We start from the raw sequence: 17,867 nt of genomic DNA on the forward strand, positions 1-17,867 counted from the left end.
TWAAAACAGTGTCTAAATTCTTCCGCTGGCTGCCATTGATGCGGCTGGGAACCCTCACACGACAGAAATTACTCATCTTTAGCCTGTTATTTACCCTCACCCTCACACTGGTGAGTGTATTTGAGTATTTTCCCCCCTCTTACCAACGCTGCAACCACCCCCCCTCAGATCGCCACCCCCTCTCAACTAAAGGGACACAAGTCGTTGATGCCAAGGGAACCCCAGTCCTCTTAACGGGGGGTGAACTGGTTTGGCATGGAAACAGATGTCCATGTTCCCCATGGCCTCTGGGCACGAGACTACAAAGATATGCTGGCTCAGATTAAAGGTCTGGGATATAACGTCATTCGACTGCCGTTTTCAGTGCAAGCCTTACGCTCTCCGTCCATCAGTAGCGTTAACTTTAGCTTAGGAAGTAACCAAAGCTTGCAGGGGAAAACGCCGTTGCAAGTCATGGACTTAGTAATTCAAGAAAGTAACCGACTGGGGCTATTAATTTTACTCGATAGCCATCGACTGGGTGACTACAGCATTCCGGAACTTTGGTACGGAGATGGCTTTACCGAGGCTGACTGGATTAACACTTGGACAATGCTCGCCAGTCGCTATAAAAACCAGCCAAATGTCATAGGGGCAGATCTCAAAAATGAGCCCCATGGCCGCGCCAGTTGGGGCACAAATGACTTAGCCACCGATTGGAGGCTGGCTGCTGAACGCGCTGGAAATGCCATCCATGGGGTGAATCCTAAGTGGTTAATTGTGGTGGAAGGGGTTGAGAATAACGTCCCTGGACAGAAGCTGTCTCACTGGTGGGGCGGCAACTTAGAGGGGGTCAAGAACTATCCTGTGCAACTGTCACAGCCCAATAAACTCGTCTATTCGCCCCACGAATATGGGCCAGGAGTCTATAACCAGCCCTGGTTTTCTGAACCTACGTTCCCGAATAATCTCGATAGTCGTTGGGAAACTGGATTTAATTACATCACCACCCAGAAAATTGCACCGATCCTGGTGGGTGAATTTGGGGGGCGTCAGGTAAATAACCTCTCCAAAGAAGGGATCTGGCAGCAGCGTTTTATTAATTATATCGGTCAGAAAAAACTCAGTTTCACCTACTGGAGTTGGAATCCCAACAGCAGCGATACGGGGGGCATTCTTTTAGATGATTGGAAGACTGTCTACCAGGCCAAGCAGCAGCTTCTGAGTCAACTATTGACCACACCCACGCCCACGCCCACGCCCACGCCCACGCCCACGCCCACGCCCACGCCCACACCCACACCCACGCCCACGCCCACACCCACGCCCACACCCACACCCACACCCACGCCCACACCACAGTCAGGTCTCCAGGCAACGGTCAGTTTGCAATCGGATTGGCCGGATGGCTTTTGTGCCAACTTCCAGGTGAAAAATCAGAACTCGACTAGTACGCACAACTGGCAACTCTCGTTCAATCTAAATCAAGCCGCCATTTATACCATCTGGAATGCCACGATCTCACAACAAGGCTCCCGTTATGTCGCCACGCCGCCGGACTGGGGACGGGTGATCCAACCTGGGATGACGGTAAATTGGATGGGATTCTGTGCTAGTAAGATCGGCAGTGATTACCTACCCAAACAGGTGTCTGCAATGGGTTCCTACTAGCTGAATTCCCAAATTGATCACCTGAGAGGGCGATCGCCGACGGAGGTAAGCGCCCTCTTTTTTAGGCACGTTAGACAAGGGTCGGTCGAACGGACTAGAGTGATGAAATTGAGGCTAAGTATCTTGTTTAGCCCTTGCCATTTTCTAATTCCCATGTCTGAGCAACGCCCCCCTTCTGAAGTTCAAAGTACCCTGGACGAAATTCGCGCCACCCGACTGGCAAAAGTGGCTCAACTGCAACAGCTGGGCTGGAACCCCTATGCCTATCGCTGGCAGTCTACCCACCATGCCGCCCAACTCCAGGAAAAATTTGCGGAGTTAGCCCCTGGCGAGAGTGTGGATCTGCCCGTGGCGATCGCCGGTCGCATCTTAGCCCGTCGCGTCTTTGGCAAACTGGCGTTCTTCACCTTACAGGATGAAACTGGGGTGATTCAGCTCTACCTAGAGAAGCAGAAGATCCAGGAGGGGATGGCAGCCATGCACCCCCAGTCCTTTGATCTGCTTAAGCAACTCACCGATGTTGGGGATATTCTTGGCGTTAACGGCACGATCAAGCGCACCGAAAAGGGCGAACTGTCAGTCTACGTTGATGACTACACGATTCTTACCAAGTCCCTGTTGCCCCTCCCCGATAAATGGCATGGCTTAACGGATGTTGCCAAGCGCTATCGCCAGCGCTATGTGGATTTAATTGTGAACCCCAAGACACGGGAAACCTTCCGGCGGCGAGCCTTAATTACCGCAGCCATGCGTCGGTATCTGGAAACCCAGGGCTTTATTGAAATTGAAACCCCGGTTCTGCAATCCGAGGCTGGGGGAGCGGAAGCCCGACCCTTTATTACCTACCACAACACCCTGGACATGCCGCTGTATCTGCGGATTGCCACGGAACTACACCTGAAGCGGCTGATTGTGGGTGGGTTTGAAAAGGTCTTTGAGTTGGGACGCATCTTCCGCAATGAAGGGGTGTCCACTCGACACAACCCAGAGTTTACCTCCGTGGAAGTCTATCAAGCCTATGCGGACTACAACGACATGATGGCCTTGACGGAAGCGCTCATTACCACCGTCACCCAAGAAGTGCTGGGAACGCTGCAAATCACCTATCAAGAACAGACGATTGACCTCACCCCTCCTTGGCGTAGGGTCACCATGCATGAAGTGGTGCAGGCGGCTACGGGTGTTGACTTCCGTCAATTCGACACCGTGACAGCGGCACAGACGGCGGCGGCGCAGGCCGGTATTGCAGGGGTCGCAGACTGCGAGTCCATTGGACATATCCTCAACACAGCCTTTGAGCAAACCGTCGAACAGACACTGATTCAGCCCACTTTCATCATTGACTATCCCGTTGAGATCTCACCCCTGGCAAAACCCCACCGTAGTCAACCGGGTTTAGTGGAACGGTTTGAATTATTTGTTGTGGGACGGGAGACAGCCAATAGTTTCTCGGAACTAACAGACCCGGTTGAACAACGCCAGCGGCTGGAAGCCCAAGCTGCTAAAAAAGCTGCGGGGGATCTGGAAGCCCACAGCGTCGATGAAGACTTTCTGACGGCGCTAGAACATGGAATGCCACCCACCGGGGGACTGGGCATTGGCATTGACCGCCTGGTGATGTTGCTAACCGATGCCGCCAGTATTCGGGATGCGATCGCCTTCCCACTGCTAAAGCCAGAGAAGGAGGAGTGAATCAGGACGATCACCCGATGATTCAACCCCAGGGGTTGCTCCGCTAGTTGGAAACCTCAGCCATTTCTATCACCCGCTGATCAATATCTTTCACCAGAAAGTTCAAGGGTTTCTCCCGGCGAATTTTATGGCGAATGCCACGGGTCTGAATCCGCAGCAGTACCTGCTCCAAACAGTCGCGATCGAAGCAGACATGGCGTTGACGATCCTTCTCGCCCAAGCTAGCGCCAGAGATAATATGAAGCTGGGTATTCTTTTTCAGCTGATACCAGAGTCCTGCCGAGCTACCGACGCCCCGGGCTGCCGGACGTCCCATGCCAGCATAGAGGGGGTCTAGCCCCGTGGTGCCAAGGGTCTGCTCATAGTTGTAGTAGTAGTGGAGCGGTACTTCAGCCAAGGGAAGATTCAACAGCCCTTCATAGAACTGTTGGGCGACCTCTAAGTCAGACACCATCATGGTGTGAACTTTCGGGGCACTGGTGAGAAACATCCACATGGCGACGGCATAGGCTCCCAGTAGCATCACCATGATGCCCTGGGTTGAGAAGAGGCCGTCTAGGGGAAGATCTGGAAAGAGAGCAAGGATAGAACTCACAACAAACATTTTGAATAAGTTGCCAGAGTGAAGATGGCAGTGAAGGTTTTACACAGTTTTACATGAAGTTGAGGCATCCCGCATGGGGGATTGACTTTATGATAAGCCCCTGTTTGGCAGGGAGGAGACTGGTTTTTTTCCCTGGAGGTGATCAACCGTTAAGGACTGGGAGTCCCCGTAGCTGCGGGCGTTGGAGGTTGCTTCCAGAGTTGGATCTGCTGTTGGACTTTGCGGTAAATGCTGGCCTGGGGAGGAAGTTTTCTCTGCAGCGGCGATCGCAGCGGTGAGATTGGTGGCAGCCAACGCCTCCGCCTGTTTCAGAATTTGCTCACTCCACTGATTCATCAGCAGGTTGGCCTCTGACCGCTGGGGGCTGGCCGCAGGAACCTGATCTGCCATCTGCACCGCTGCTACCAAGGCATCTAAGGTCTGAGGCTCTGCGAGACGGCGGGCATTCTCCAGATTGGTTTCGCCTTTGACTGTCGCTTGCCACCGCTTCAAGAGTGCCTGGGCATCAGGATAGAGCACACGCCCTGGTTGAATTTGCTCTAAGAGGTCGATGGCAGCGGCTAGATCGCCGTTGCTTGACAAGTCCTGCGCTTGATCCAGGAGGGGCTGGTCTTGAAGTCGCTGTACCTGCTGGGTCCAAGTGCGAATTTTCCCTTGAGCTTCGGGATAAAGTGCCCGCCCCTGAGCAATTTGTTTCGCGGCTTCAATTCCGGCTAATAAGGCTGCAAGATCACCACTGTTGACGATTTGAACCGCTCGTTCCAGGAGGGGGCGATCTTCGATCACCTGAATTTGTCGGGTCCATCCTTCGATAGCTTGTTGCGCTCGATTCCAAAGGGGATTAAAGGAGGGAATCTGGCCCGCTTGATCGATGGCAGCTGATAAATCTGCAATTTGTCCTCGGGCTGCTAACGTTTGCGCTTGCTCTAGGACAGGAATCGCTTCGATTTCTAACTGCCAGCGGGTAACCAGGTCTTGGGCACGGTCGTACAATGGACGATTGACACCCAGTTGTTGAGCTTGGGCGATCGCTGCTTCGACATCTGCTAACCGTCCCGGCCAGGATTTTGACTGCGCTTGGGCTAGAAAAATGAAGTCCTGAACCTCTAACTCCAGGTTGGCACTCTTGGGAATTTTGAGAACGATGTCCGTTGCTTGCTGCAAGTTTCTGCGATCGAGGCTGGCCTGCGCCAAGGCTAGAACTTGATTCCCGAAGGTGGCGATCGCGGTATGGGTTTGCTCAGCGACGTAACTGTTGGGGAGAATTTCCTGGGCCAGTTTAATGGCCGCCAGCAGGTTATCTAAACCACCCTGGGCTGCTAGATCCTTGGCTTTCCTCAGTTTCACGCCATCTTCCCTGGCAGTACGAATGAGGCCGTTGAGTTCTTCATACTTGGTGGTTTCCCAGTAGCTGTTGCCGATGGACAACAGCCCCATCCCCGTCCGAAAGGCCTGTCTCCAGTTTTCCTGGCGTAATTCTGCCTCGGCTCTTTGGTAAATGCTCTCGGCTTTTGACCAAATGGCCTGCCATCGCGCCACCTTCCCCGCCACCTGTTGATGGACAGGGGTATTCTCAGGGATCTTATAGACCATCGTCATGGCTTCCGACAGTTGCCCTTGGTCAAAGGTCTCCTCGGCCAGCCGCAATATATCCGTTGACCATTGCTCTAAATACTGATTGATTTCAGGGCGGACGGGGGTGATCGGCTGGGAGGCTATTGACTAAGGAGATGGCTTCCAGTAAGTCGGCGACGGTTTGCTTGTTCGCCGCCACCTGGGCGCAGTACAGGCGCATCGACGCTGAGGCCATCGGCCAGAAAATTGCCGGACAATTGGGCAGCGCTGGCAGTTTTAGTAACAACGCCACCGCCAGCAGTCCCACTCCCCCAGAGACCAAGATACCTAAGCTAGTCAGGGTGATCCAATTCCACGGCGATCTCTGGGGAAGCGCTCCATTGGGGCGATCGCCCTCGGGCAGTTCCAGCGTGTTGGGGGTGGCTACAGGCGGCGACTCTGGGGTCACAGGAATTGTGGCCACAGGTATTTCAGCGGTGGGCAACGGCCCTGGAAGCGGGCGGCGACGGGGCAAGGGGGGCAATTCTGGTGGCGATTTTGCTGCCCCCTGTGTTTGGGGTCTGGGGGTTGGTGGGCGGTCTGGAGGTGGGCGATCGCGGGTCATGGCCGATACCAGTCTGGCAGTAGCAGCCCCAAGGCTGTGGGGATCAGGGGTGTTTGCTGTCATCCTAAACCTTAAGTTCCCAAAATTCCAAGTAATGGCAGACAGAATGCAGCAGCTTGTCATTACCAACATCTCCTAGACTCACAAAAGAAACGTATAGAGTAGTGAAAATGAGTCTGGAAGCCTGTTTAGACGCGAGAACATGGGCAATAGAGCAATGGGGAAGCGTGGAATTAGGGGATAGTCGTCGGAACGAAGGCGCCATCACCATGGGTGCAGCCATGGCAGCAAATCCGGGCATCAGTTTACCAACCCCTGGTAATCCAGAAATTTTGGGACTCGGAGGGCAACAGATCTGGTCACGCCTGTCAGCAGAGAGTACAAGCACAGCGACTCAACGCCGTCTCCAACATCGTTGACGCGTATGAGACCGATAATATTTCACAACACCAGTTAGCAAAAAACTTTGGAGTCGCTTTAAGTTTGATCCAAACCTTACTTAAACACTATCGTGAACAGAGTAGCATCGTCCCCAAAGTTCGGACTCAGCAGACCCCGACCAAACTTATGCTTCCTGATTTCCTTGCTAACCCAGTGAAGGATGGGAGGGAAGCACTCGTTCTCTGGCTTTTTTTGACCCTTTCATCCATTGGAATCCAACCAGGTTTAGCAAAATGCCAATCAGGAACAAAATCACCATCAACAAGATCTGATACCAGGCGATCGGCTGTACCATCAGATCGGCGAGGAGATGGGCAAAATTCAGCAGGGTATAAATGACCGTTAGCCCGAAGTGAATCCGTCGATAAGACGTTGAATTGGTAAAAATAGTAGCCACGATCGCAAACATTGGCAATATAAAAAAGCCCAGCATCAACCACAAAATTGGAACGATCTCTGCCATACCTTGAGCGTGGGAGTCCGCGACATCGAGACCGTGAAAAAGTGGCATCAATCCCAGTTGAGTGTGGAAGAGAAGCCCCAATAAAAATACGATCCAGAGGGTCACAATCTTTTCTCGAAGATTAATCTCCATATGCTTTATATTCGCTCCTTTTCATTATCCCTAATGGGTTGCTAATTTTGATTTTATGAGTCGCAAAAATTCAACAAACCTGATTAGAAAATGTTTTTATAGCGGTTCTGACTCCCAGAAGATAGATTCTGGCTTAGAGGATGTTTTAAAAGTCTTTCAGGGTGTGTTTCACCACCCTAGCTACCTAGAAGCTAATACGAGAGAATCAGGGTTCCAGGGTTTGCGATCGCGCCTCTGAGTTGTATTTGAGGCTAAAGCCTACCCTTTTAAAACATCCTCTAAGAATCGAGGGTGCAGAATTCAGACGGGTTGTGTGATCATGACTCTTGGCTCCGAAATCCTAACCAAGAAGCTGCCATTGATTCATTGGGAAATTGCGCTAGAAAATCTTTCACTCCTAAAAATAGTCTTGCTAGAGTACCAGTTTAACCCAGGCCATTAAAGGCTTGGGGATCTGTACGCTTGCAAAAAGGTGATGGCAGCCCCTAGACTTCAGCATCAGCGATCGCAGTTGCGCAAGATACTTAACGCCACGGCCTCTGCTACTTTGATGCCATCAATCCCCGCCGAGAGAATGCCCCCTGCGTATCCCGCACCTTCACCCGCCGGATACAGACCTGCGGTGTTGACGCTTTGATAATCCTCATGACGTTTAATCCGAATCGGTGAGGAAGTGCGGGTTTCCACCCCAGTCAACACAGCGTCATCCATGGCAAAGCCTTTGATCTGTTGGTCGAAGGCGGGCAGGGCTTCACGGATGGCGGTGATCGCATAATCGGGGAGGCTATGGCTCAAATCCCCTAAACGCACTCCCGGTGTATAGGAAGGGATCACGGTGCCGAAGGCCGTCGAAGGACGATGGTTAAGAAAGTCACCCACGAGCTGCCCTGGGGCGTCATAGGTACCCCCGCCTAGCTCAAAGGCTTGGGCTTCTAGGCGACGTTGAAAGGCAATTCCAGCTAAGGGATCACCGGGATAATCGTCGGGGGTAATGCCAACGACGATGGCGCTATTGGCATTGCGCTCGTTACGGGAGTATTGGCTCATGCCATTGGTCACCACCCGTCCTGGTTCCGAGGCCGCCGCCACCACCAGACCACCGGGACACATACAGAAGCTATAGACGGAACGACCATTTTGGCAATGGTGCACCAGTTTATAATCGGCAGCTCCCAAGAGCTTATGACCTGCATGGTCACCAAAACGGCAGCGATCGATCAAAGATTGGGGATGTTCAATCCGAAAGCCAATCGAAAACGGTTTGGCCTCTATGTAAACCCCGCGATCGCAGAGCATTTCAAAGGTGTCTCTGGCGCTGTGACCCACTGCCAGAACCACATGATTGCTGGCAATCTGTTTGCCATTGGCGAGGGTGACTCCCCTTACCTGACCATTTTCAATTTGCAGGTCCGTCACTCGACTTTGAAAGTGAATTTCGCCCCCCAAGGCTGCAATTTTAGCTCGAATATTTTGGACAATTCCCACCAATTTGAAGGTGCCAATATGGGGTTTATTGACATAGAGAATTTCCGGTGAGGCTCCGGCATTGACGAGTTCAGTCAGCACCTTGCGACCGTGATACTTTGAATCCCTCACCTGGCTGTAGAGTTTGCCATCGGAAAAGGTACCGGCTCCACCTTCCCCAAACTGGACATTGGATTCTGGGTTCAGTCCCTCGTTTTTTTTTCCAAAAATTAAAGGTGTCAACGGTGCGATCGCGGACAGGTTTTCCCCGCTCTAAAATAATCGGTCGGAACCCCATTTGTGCCAGCAGCAAACCTGCAAACATCCCACAGGGACCTGTACCAATAATGATGGGACGGATTGAAAGGTGTCTCGGTGCTTCAGCCACCGGGTGATAACCCATGTCTGGTGTCAACCTCACCTGGGGATCTTTTTTCAGTCGCTGGAGCAGCGACTGTTCCTGGGTGGTTTCAACATCCAAAATATAGACCAGGATAATCTCTTCCTTTTTACGGGCATCGTAGCTACGCTTAAAGATGGAATAACGGATCAGAGCCTCTGGAGAGATTTGTAGCTTTTTGAGGATAGCCGTCTTGATCGCCTCTTGGGGATGATCCAGGGGCAGCTTGATTTCGGTGAGTCGTAACATAGGCAATATCCCGACTGGATGGCAAAAACTGCACGTTAGTACAGCTCATATTTCATTAATTGACAGGGCAATGTTCCGTTGTACACTGCTATTCGCTGGGATGATTTCAGCCCAATGGATTGGGACAGCTCCTTGTTGCCACTGAGGACAAAGGCAGTCCAACCTTTGAACCGTTGTTTGAGCACATTTCCCAATAGTTTGTAGAATCCCGCCAGATCGCTGTCTCGCCCCAGTCGTTCGCCATAGGGAGGATTGCAGAATACGACGCCACTGTCTGCGGGAGCAACCACGTCATTTAGCTCTATTTGAGAAAACCAGACATGGTTAAGGACACCGCAGTTTGTGGCATTGACGATCGCCTGCTCAATCACAGCACCCTCGCGATCGCTGCCCCAGATAGGAGCTGCCAGGGTTTCTCGTTGACTGGCCTCTGCTGCTTGAATCAGTTGTTCAAACAAAGAGAGATCAAAATCCCGCCAGGTTTCAAACCCAAAGCGATCTCGAAATAGACCAGGAGCGATGTTGAGAGCCTTGAGGCTAGCTTCCAAGGGGAGGGTACCCGAACCACAGAGGGGATCGTAAAACATCTGATCTGGCTGCCAACCGGAGAGCTGGATCAGTGCTGCTGCTAGGGATTCCTTGAGAGGAGCGGCACCCACGGCAGGGCGGTAGCCCCGGCGGTGCAAACTATTTCCCGAACTATCGAGGCTGACGGTACAAGTGTCCTGGTCAATATGAACATTGATCCGCACATCGGGTTCTTGGAGATCCACATCCGATCGCTCCCCTAGCATGGCTTGTTGTTGGTCAACGATGGCATTTTTGACCTGGAGTGCGGTGAAATGGGTGTGGTTGAGATGATCATTTTTACCAGTGGCATTCACTGCCAGGGTGCGATCGGGGGTGAGATAGCTTGACCAATCGATGCTCTGGATGCCGTTATAGAGATCCTGGGCATCGCGACAAGGAAACCCATGGAGTTTCATTAAGATCCGGAATGGCAGCCGTGCCCAAAGGTTGACGCGATAGAGCAGGGCGCGATCGCCCGCAAAGGCGGCACCGCAAAACCCTGGTTCCACTGCATCAGCACCCAATTGCTCTAACTCTTGAGCCACGAGTGCTTCCAGACCCCGGGCAACCGTTGCAAAATACTGATTCATGTTCGCTCTTGAAGGTAATGCCCTGAAGGGCAGAATAGAGTAGGGAGTGGCACCGAAGAGGTTTTGAGCAGGAGTCACTGACTATGACAACGTCTACCTGTCCAAGAAGTTAGACAATCACATCGCAGCTATTTGGAATTTTGTGCATCACTACAATGCAGTATGACGACGCCAACTGGGACTCGCTGGATGCCATTTCACTTCCTTCCTTTCCTTCATGGCACTACCGGAATTTCCAGAGTGATGACCAGTAGTCTCAAAGGTGCTTGTCAGATCTCAATCAGGGGAACTGGGGGCTAATTCCTCAAGGATGGTAAACCGGACATGGTTGAGTGCCAAATCCCCAATGGATAGATCCGCCGTGATTTCCTGAAGCCGTTTGCCCTGGGTTCTCACCGTCTCGAAGGAAATGCCTTTTCCAACTTCTGCATGGGACCAGGGCAGCCCCATAAAAAACGCGCGTGGGATAGGGGCCTCCCTCGACAATATCATCGGGATTGGATTCCATCGGCAGCCAGCCAAAGCCTGGGAGGTAGAATTCCAGCCACACATGGTTAAAGTCAGGCTGGAGAGGAATGCCGCGAAGATCGGCATGGGGGGGACATTTATAGCGTCCTACGGTACGGCAGGCAATGCCATTTAACCGGGCAAGGGCTAGGAGAACTCCCACATACTCCCCACAGGAACCTGTCCCCCGCTCCCACACCTCATCAGGTTGATCAATATGGGGCTTAATACAATAAGACAGGCGATCGTAGACGGTGTTGCGAATCCGCAGCATCTGGCGCAGTCGGTTTGTTTCCGTGCCGATCGCCTCTCGGGCTGCTTGCTGAATCACCTCCGTCCCCATGGACAGGTCATCATCGTCAATCAAGTAACGAGCTTGCAATTCAGGGGACAGGGCCGGAAGTTTTTTCTACGTCCGGGTACGTCAGCTGGTACTTGATCCCCCACACCTCTAGGAGGGCTTTCCAGCCAAAAACCCGACCTTCAAAGGGAGTCAGTTGATCAAAGCGAAACACGGCTACTCGCTGCCCATCCTGGATATCTTCGGTAAAGGGCAGGCCAATCGCTTCCACCTGTCTGACTTTTTGGCGATGGGTTTCGCTGGGCAGGGCAATACGCCACTCTAAATCTTGCAAATGTACGGCTTCTAGGGGAGAAAGCTCTTCCAGATAGGTCATCTCAATCAAGAAGCCATTGGACAGGGCATAGTGATCCGCCCGGTGATAGGCAAAATGCAGGGGATGGACAAAGGTGCGATCGCGAAATTCGAGTTGTTGGGGGGGGGTTTGCGTTGGGGTCATCTCGAATATAGGCTTCTTCACTGGCATAGGCCACATAGAGCATCGAATCCCCCGTTTGCGAGTCAGGATAGAAGGTGAGACCGGTTGGGGAATCGAAGGGAGTTAAGACACTGAATTGCAAATTTCCCGTTGCCCGATCCAGACAGTAAACACTTTGCTCGGTGCGATCGCACACCCACAATTCCTCCCCCCGAAGGGTGAGATTCTCGACCCCTACCCCTGGTGCTCGAAACTGGGTAATTTTTTTCCCAGTGCTACTGCTGATCACCCAAATATAGCCAGCCTGCTGACTGCTCACATACAAGGTAGTGTCGGAAACTGCAATCCCATCGATCAGATCGGGAAGGGTGAGAAACGGTTGGGGATTCAGATCGGAAAGGGAACAGGTATAGATCTGCTTCCCACGGGTCAACCAAAGTGTCTCGCCCTGCCGCGCCAGTCCTGTAACGTCCAAAAAATTTTGGACGTGAAACGGATTCAGAATCGTGGTGTTGTCCGTGTGGGGATCGATGCGTAGCAGGTAGCCCCGCAGGGTGTCGATCGCCAATAAATGCCCACCCAGCGCAGTTAGGCCATACAGAGCATAGGCTGCATAGGGGCGAACGGTGCGAAACTGTAGCGAGGTTGGTAAACCAGCGATCGCTGCGTCGGAATCGAGGTAGGCAGAAGACATAGGGCTGTTGGGTAGCTACCGAGGAAGTCTAAATCATAATCGAAAGGCCGCAAGTTCAATGTATTCAAATCATCTCCATGGTTGCCGCCGTCAGGGGAGTACCCCGATCCGGGAAAAATTGGGGGAAAGCAGCGATCAACTGGGGAAAATCTGAGATGGTAATGGAGGTGGCTTGTCAAGCGGGGAAGACCCCTGCAATATGGGAGATCAAATCAACAATATTTCGCTAGATTGTGCATACACAAGACAGGGGGAGCGGGAGGGCAATGGAAACAGCACAGAAGCATCGAGTTTTGGTGATTGATGATAGTTTGATGGCTCGAAGGTTGTTGTTTGAGCAACTATCCGGCGATCGCTTTGAAGTCTATGAAGGCAAAGATGGCCCGACTGGTTTGGCGGTTGCGGAGGAAGTCAATCCCGATCTGATTCTGCTGGACTTTGTGATGCCGGGGATGAATGGGTATGAAGTTTACCAAGCCCTGCGTGATCAGCCGAAGTTTGTTCATACCCCCGTGATTGTAATCTCTAGTAGCTATGAAGAAGTTTCTAAAAAATTTGGCCACCCCTTTGTAGGGTTTGAATTTCTCCACAAACAATCAACGGGGGAACAACTACTGGAACGCATCAATGCGGTGTTGCCCGAGGCAGTGGCGGTCACCCCAGCGGCAACCGATCCCATGACCGATCTCGAAACTCTGGTTTTGGCTGACAGCCTCGCCCCCGCCAAGGAAGTACTTGCCACTGTTGCACCGACCGAAACAATGGTGGCGGCTCCCCCTGCTGTCGATCCCCCCCCCGCTCTGCCTGTGGTGGATTTGACCCCCCTGATCGCCCGTATCGAGCAATTAGAGCAGCAAATGGTTGCCAGCCTCAGTCATCTGCAACCTCTCCCCGATCGCACCGAAGCAGTGCTGGTGCGGCTGAGTGATCTGGAGCAACAACGCTCAGACACCGAGTCCATGCAAGTATTGGAACAACGGTTTGCTGCCCTGGAACAGCGACTGGGGGAGATACCCCTGGATCGGAGTGGTGAGGTGCTGGAAAAATTGACGGCGATGGAGCAACACTTGGAAACATTGTCTCCCCCCATCCCTTCCCCGGTGTCGTTGCCCTTAGCCCCAGAATCCTTGGCTACCTTGGATGCTATGATCTACAAACTAGATCAGTTCAGCCCGACCGCAACGGTGGATTGGCAGCCAATTCTAGAACGCTTGGAACAATTCGAGCAACAGTTGGGTAACCTCCCCCCTGCCAATTTGGCCGTTGTCCCTGCTGCCACCCCTCCCTCCCTCCCGGGGTGGCAAGTGGTGGTGGTATCAGCCGTCATTGGAGCCGCGATCGCCACCTTGGTGAGCGTTGCGATGAGACCCAGTACGCCATCAACGGCTTCCCACGCCCAGGGATTCCCCACCTGGGATTTCATCACCCCCAGGGCTGTGAATTAGAGAGCGAGAATCCGATGGGAGACTCTGATCAAGGTGCCTCTGGATTTGAGACCAGCAGCAGTTTCTACGACCAATCGACTCGACTATTAGGCATGACTCCGACCGAGTATCAGCAGGGTGGGAATGGCATGGAAATTCAGTTTGCAGTCAAACCCTCATCGTTAGGGTGGGTGCTGGTTGCCGCGACAACCCAAGGGATCTGTGCCATTCATCTGGGTGATACAGTCGAGGAACTAGCCACCCAACTTCAACACCAATTTCCTCAGGCTCAGTTGCGGCAGTGGGATCCCAGCGTTGAGAATTGGCTTGACCAGGTGATTGCCTGGATCGAAACACCCCAGCGAGGGCTAAATCTCCCCCTTGATATTCAAGGAACTGCTTTCCAACAAAGGGTTTGGCAGGCACTCCAAGACATTCCCCTAGGTCGTACCACCAGCTATGCTGCGATCTCAACACAGATTGGCAATCCCAAAGCCGTGCGTGCCGTGGCTCGAGCCTGTGCCGCCAATCAATTCGCGGTTGCCGTTCCCTGCCATCGGGTTGTGGGCAGTGATGGAGCCTTGCGAGGCTATCGTTGGGGCAGCGATCGCAAACGTGCGTTGCTAGAACGCGAAGCAACACCAACAGCCAAAGGGAACGCCTCCCAGTTCAGCTAGACAGCCAATATAGTGGTTCTCACTGACATGCGGTACATTCTGAATGGCTAACCAAGGAGCCGTACCTCTTTCATTGAGGAATTGCGATAACTGTATCCTGTTTAACAATTGGTTACCGAGGGACTGCTTAAGATAAAGGTTTAAATCATTGTAAATAAAAATCGATAAAAGCCAATTTAGAGTCATAATTATGAGCTGTTTTAAGTGATTCAGGTGCATGGCGCAATCCCTCGGAGGTAGATCACCCGCAATGGTTGGTACCCATGTCGGGGTGACTGAGAGTAGCCTGTTTTTTTCTGCTCTCACCCGATATGCTCTGTATCATTGATGCTCAGGGTAATTTCCAAAAGCTAAACCCAGCCTGGGAGAAGAATCTGGGCTTCAGCAAGATGGAACTCCGTTCCCAGTCCTATCTCACCTGGGTACATCCCGATGACCACGCCCTAACCCTCGCCCAGGTGCAGGCCCTCCAGGAAACGGCGGGAACAAGCTGCCTGGAGAATCGCTATCGCTGCAAAGAAGGGGCTTATAAGTGGCTCTCGTGGACGATGACCTCGTTTGGCTCCGCTGGGTTGGTGTACTGTGTGGTGCGGGACATTACCCCTCGCAAACGGGCCGAGCAAGAAAGCTGGTTATTGCAAACCCTCACCCAGGCGATTAGCGAGTCCCAAGACTTTCTGACTGGGCTGAAGGTTGCTCTACAAAAAGTCTGTGAAGTCACGGGGTGGGATTATGGGGAAGCTTGGCTGCCCCGAAGGGATGGTACCCGACTGGAGCGCACCCCCGCTTGGTATGGTCGAGGGGATGATCTCGCTGATTTCAATCGACTCAGCACCCAAATGACCTTTAAGCCGGGGGTTGGGATACCAGGGCAGGTTTGGCTTTCGAAACAACCCCTGTGGATTCAGGATGTGACCACGGAACCCAGCGATCGCTTTTCCCGTAGTCAGGCAGCGATCGCCCATGGCTTAAAAGCTGGCTTGGGAATTCCGATGATTGCCGAGAACGATGTTTTAGCCGTGCTGCTGTTCTTCATGGTTCTCCCCCGCTCGGAAGACCAGCGATGGATCGAACTCGTTTCTACGGTTGCCGTCCAGCTCAGCGTTTTAATGAAACGCAAGCAAGTAGAAGAAAAATACCGCAGCATCTACGAGAATTCCATTACCGGTATTTTTCAGACCACTCCCGATGGTCATTACCTGAGTACCAATCGCGCGCTGGCTCGAATATACGGCTATGAGTGTCCCCAAGAACTGGTTAAAAACCTTTGCGATATTGAACATCAACTGTATGTAGATCCTGAGCGGCGTCATCACTTTGCCGAGTCGATGCGGCAGCATGGAGCAGTGACAAAGTTCGAGTCCCAGGTGTACCGACGTGATGGCAGTACGATCTGGATCTCTGAAAATGCCCGTGAGGTGCGAGACAGTGAAGGGCATCTGCTTTACTACGAAGGTAATGTTGAAGATATTACCGATCGCAAGCTGGCAGAACAGGCTCTGCAAGCCGCGGAAGCTAAAAATCGCGCCCTGCTGAACGCCATTCCAGACTTGATGCTGCGCCTCCACCGGGATGGCACCTATTTAGATTTCAAAGCTCCCCTCGACTTTCAAACCTTGCGGACTGGTGATGTATCGATTGGTCAAAACTTTCTGGAACTGTTGCCACCTGAGATTGCCCAACAGCGAATGCACTATCTCCAGCGCGCCTTACAAACTGGAGATGTCCAAATTTTCGAGTATCAACTGCCCATCAATGAATTAAATCGAGATTTTGAAGCTCGGATGGTTGTCAGCGGCGAGGATGAGGTGACCATGATTGTGCGTGACATCACTGAGCGCAAGCGCATGGATCGCCTGAAAAATGAATTTGTCTCGGTGGTAAGTCATGAACTCCGAACCCCATTGACCTCGATTCGGGGTTCTTTGGGATTAATTGTCGGGGGAGTGGTGGGTGAAATTCCTGCCCAAGCGCAATCTTTAGTGGAGATCGCCCATAAAAACCAGTGAACGCTTGGTGTTGTTAATCAACGACATCTTAGACATTGAAAAAACTTGAATCCGGTAAGATGCACTTTGACATCAAACCCCTGGACTTATTGTCCTTAGTCGAACAAGCGATCACCGCCAATCACGCCTATGGAGAACAGTTTGGAGTTACCTTCCAACTCACCTGTACCTTACCGCCAGTGCAGGTGAGTGCCGACCATAACCGCCTACTCCAAGTTTTAACCAACTTATTGTCTAACGCTGCTAAGTTTTCCGCCCCCGCTAGCCAGGTGGATGTGACCATTACTCGTTCTGCTGAGGGGATGCTCCGGGTGGCTGTGATCGATCACGGTAGTGGCATTCCCGAGGAATTTCGCAGTCGGATCTTTCAAAAATTCGCCCAAGCAGACGCTTCCACCACGCGACAGAAGGGGGGAACGGGTCTGGGGTTGAGCATCAGCAAGGCGATCATCGAAAAACTCGGAGGACGGATTGGATTTGAAACCGAGATCAATATCGGCACCACCTTTTACTTCGATCTCCCTGAACACTGCCAACTGCCCCAGTCAGCCCCCCTGAATCAACCCCAGATGCGGGTTTTGATCTGCGAAGATAGTCCTGACGTTGCCATGCTCTTGAGCCTTATTCTCAAACAGGCGGGCTTCTCAACGGACATTGCCTATAATGCAGACCAAGCCAAGCAGTTCCTAGCCCAGCAGCACTATGATGCCATGACGGTGGATCTAATGTTGCCGGGGCAGGATGGGATTTCCTTAATTCGGGAATTGCGTGAGCAGGAAGTCACGCGATCGCTGCCCGTTGTGGTAGTTTCTGCCTGCCCCCACGAAGAAGCTGAGTTAAGTACGGGGAGCTTAGCCATCATTGACTGTCTTGAGAAACCGATCAATCCAGAACGATTAATGGTGGCGGTGCAACAGGCCGTTTTGCAAACCTTGGGGAACAAGCCTCGGGTGCTACATATCGAAGATGATTTAGACGTGGTGCAAGTTGTGGCAACTATTCTCAACGGAACGGCCCATGTCACCTCTGCCTTAAGCCTCCAGGAGGCACTGCACCAACTCTCGCAACAAACCTTCGACTTGGTGATTCTCGATCTGAACTTAAAAGATGGGATGGGTATGGAACTCATCCCCTACCTCAACAGTCAGGGAAGTTCACCCATCCCGGTTGTGGTTTTTTCTGCCCAAGAAGTCAGTCAGGAAGCATTTCATCAGGTGACTGCTGCCTTGGTGAAATCCCGCACCTCCAATCAAGAGCTTCTACAAACGATTCAATCCCTGATTCGCAGGCGGCGCACCAGTGAATCCCATCCCTCTCCCGTCCGTGTTTTGGAATAATTTGCC

General features: G+C 52.4%; 12 protein-coding genes and 2 pseudogenes. 7 read left to right on the plus strand and 7 right to left on the minus strand.

What is annotated here, in order from left to right; all coding sequences use genetic code 11:
* The first annotated feature begins 255 nt into the window (after window positions 1-255).
* Window positions 256-1,650 carry a cellulase family glycosylhydrolase gene (locus DO97_RS14615; protein ID WP_156120594.1) on the plus strand — a complete coding sequence of 465 codons (1,395 nt, stop codon included), beginning with the start codon at window positions 256-258 and terminating at the stop codon, window positions 1,648-1,650.
* Between the two features lie 153 nt (window positions 1,651-1,803).
* Window positions 1,804-3,342 (plus strand): lysine--tRNA ligase, encoded by a 1,539-nt coding sequence (gene lysS / locus DO97_RS14620; RefSeq protein ID WP_052128768.1) that lies wholly within the window; start codon window positions 1,804-1,806, stop codon window positions 3,340-3,342.
* A gap of 43 nt (window positions 3,343-3,385) precedes the next feature.
* On the opposite strand, the gene DO97_RS14625 is transcribed toward lysS, so the two are convergent.
* The 3 genes from DO97_RS14625 to DO97_RS24015 all read right to left on the minus strand — a co-directional run bounded on the left by DO97_RS14625 (window position 3,386) and on the right by DO97_RS24015 (window position 6,188).
* Complete coding sequence (locus DO97_RS14625; RefSeq protein ID WP_036534780.1) at window positions 3,386-3,946, minus strand: glyoxalase-like domain protein; 561 nt, start codon at window positions 3,944-3,946, stop codon at window positions 3,386-3,388.
* Window positions 3,947-4,033: 87 nt separating this feature from the next.
* The gene (locus tag DO97_RS14630) at window positions 4,034-5,593 is read right to left on the minus strand and encodes a hypothetical protein (RefSeq protein ID WP_052128769.1); all 1,560 of its coding nucleotides are present in this window, start codon (window positions 5,591-5,593) and stop codon (window positions 4,034-4,036) included.
* Between the two features lie 37 nt (window positions 5,594-5,630).
* The gene (locus DO97_RS24015; protein ID WP_156120595.1) at window positions 5,631-6,188 is read right to left on the minus strand and encodes a hypothetical protein; all 558 of its coding nucleotides are present in this window, start codon (window positions 6,186-6,188) and stop codon (window positions 5,631-5,633) included.
* A gap of 107 nt (window positions 6,189-6,295) precedes the next feature.
* Between DO97_RS24015 and DO97_RS14635 the strand changes: the two genes are divergently transcribed.
* Window positions 6,296-6,544, plus strand: a complete 249-nt coding sequence (locus DO97_RS14635) for an IS4/Tn5 family transposase DNA-binding protein (protein WP_156120596.1) — start codon at window positions 6,296-6,298, stop codon at window positions 6,542-6,544.
* Between the two features lie 167 nt (window positions 6,545-6,711).
* Here DO97_RS14635 and DO97_RS14640 read toward each other — a convergent pair whose 3' ends face one another.
* The 4 genes and pseudogenes from DO97_RS14640 to DO97_RS31335 all read right to left on the minus strand — a co-directional run bounded on the left by DO97_RS14640 (window position 6,712) and on the right by DO97_RS31335 (window position 12,414).
* Window positions 6,712-7,161, minus strand: coding sequence for a hypothetical protein (locus DO97_RS14640; RefSeq protein WP_036534785.1), 450 nt, complete (start codon window positions 7,159-7,161; stop codon window positions 6,712-6,714).
* Between the two features lie 498 nt (window positions 7,162-7,659).
* A pseudogene (locus DO97_RS14645) lies at window positions 7,660-9,274 on the minus strand (NAD(P)/FAD-dependent oxidoreductase).
* Window positions 9,275-9,309: 35 nt separating this feature from the next.
* Complete coding sequence (locus DO97_RS14650; protein WP_036534787.1) at window positions 9,310-10,434, minus strand: THUMP domain-containing class I SAM-dependent RNA methyltransferase; 1,125 nt, start codon at window positions 10,432-10,434, stop codon at window positions 9,310-9,312.
* 276 nt (window positions 10,435-10,710) lie between these two features.
* Window positions 10,711-12,414: pseudogene (locus DO97_RS31335) on the minus strand (transglutaminase domain-containing protein).
* A 266-nt stretch (window positions 12,415-12,680) separates the two neighbouring features.
* On the opposite strand from DO97_RS31335, the gene DO97_RS21240 reads away from it, so the two are divergent.
* From DO97_RS21240 to DO97_RS14680, 4 genes are all read left to right on the plus strand, one after another.
* Window positions 12,681-13,859, plus strand: coding sequence for a response regulator (locus DO97_RS21240; RefSeq protein WP_052128771.1), 1,179 nt, complete (start codon window positions 12,681-12,683; stop codon window positions 13,857-13,859).
* 14 nt (window positions 13,860-13,873) lie between these two features.
* Window positions 13,874-14,515 (plus strand): methylated-DNA--[protein]-cysteine S-methyltransferase, encoded by a 642-nt coding sequence (locus DO97_RS14665; protein WP_052128772.1) that lies wholly within the window; start codon window positions 13,874-13,876, stop codon window positions 14,513-14,515.
* 311 nt (window positions 14,516-14,826) lie between these two features.
* Window positions 14,827-16,524 carry a PAS domain S-box protein gene (locus DO97_RS21245; RefSeq protein ID WP_052128773.1) on the plus strand — a complete coding sequence of 566 codons (1,698 nt, stop codon included), beginning with the start codon at window positions 14,827-14,829 and terminating at the stop codon, window positions 16,522-16,524.
* Window positions 16,525-16,559: 35 nt separating this feature from the next.
* On the plus strand, window positions 16,560-17,861 hold the full coding sequence (locus tag DO97_RS14680) for a response regulator (RefSeq protein WP_204368651.1): 1,302 nt from the start codon (window positions 16,560-16,562) through the stop codon (window positions 17,859-17,861).
* Window positions 17,862-17,867: the final 6 nt, after the last annotated feature.

The organism is Neosynechococcus sphagnicola sy1, from assembly GCF_000775285.1.
Taxonomy (GTDB): domain Bacteria; phylum Cyanobacteriota; class Cyanobacteriia; order Neosynechococcales; family Neosynechococcaceae; genus Neosynechococcus; species Neosynechococcus sphagnicola.

Coding starts and splice junctions, on each gene's coding strand:
- DO97_RS14625 (WP_036534780.1), bottom strand. CDS start 3,946: ATGTTTGTTGTGAGTTCTATCCTTGCTCTCTTTCCAGATCTTCCCCTA.
- DO97_RS14635 (WP_156120596.1), top strand. CDS start 6,296: ATGAGTCTGGAAGCCTGTTTAGACGCGAGAACATGGGCAATAGAGCAA.
- DO97_RS21245 (WP_052128773.1), top strand. CDS start 14,827: ATGCTCTGTATCATTGATGCTCAGGGTAATTTCCAAAAGCTAAACCCA.
- lysS (WP_052128768.1), top strand. CDS start 1,804: ATGTCTGAGCAACGCCCCCCTTCTGAAGTTCAAAGTACCCTGGACGAA.
- DO97_RS14615 (WP_156120594.1), top strand. CDS start 256: ATGGAAACAGATGTCCATGTTCCCCATGGCCTCTGGGCACGAGACTAC.
- DO97_RS14640 (WP_036534785.1), bottom strand. CDS start 7,161: ATGGAGATTAATCTTCGAGAAAAGATTGTGACCCTCTGGATCGTATTT.
- DO97_RS24015 (WP_156120595.1), bottom strand. CDS start 6,188: ATGACAGCAAACACCCCTGATCCCCACAGCCTTGGGGCTGCTACTGCC.
- DO97_RS14665 (WP_052128772.1), top strand. CDS start 13,874: ATGGGAGACTCTGATCAAGGTGCCTCTGGATTTGAGACCAGCAGCAGT.
- DO97_RS21240 (WP_052128771.1), top strand. CDS start 12,681: ATGGAAACAGCACAGAAGCATCGAGTTTTGGTGATTGATGATAGTTTG.
- DO97_RS14650 (WP_036534787.1), bottom strand. CDS start 10,434: ATGAATCAGTATTTTGCAACGGTTGCCCGGGGTCTGGAAGCACTCGTG.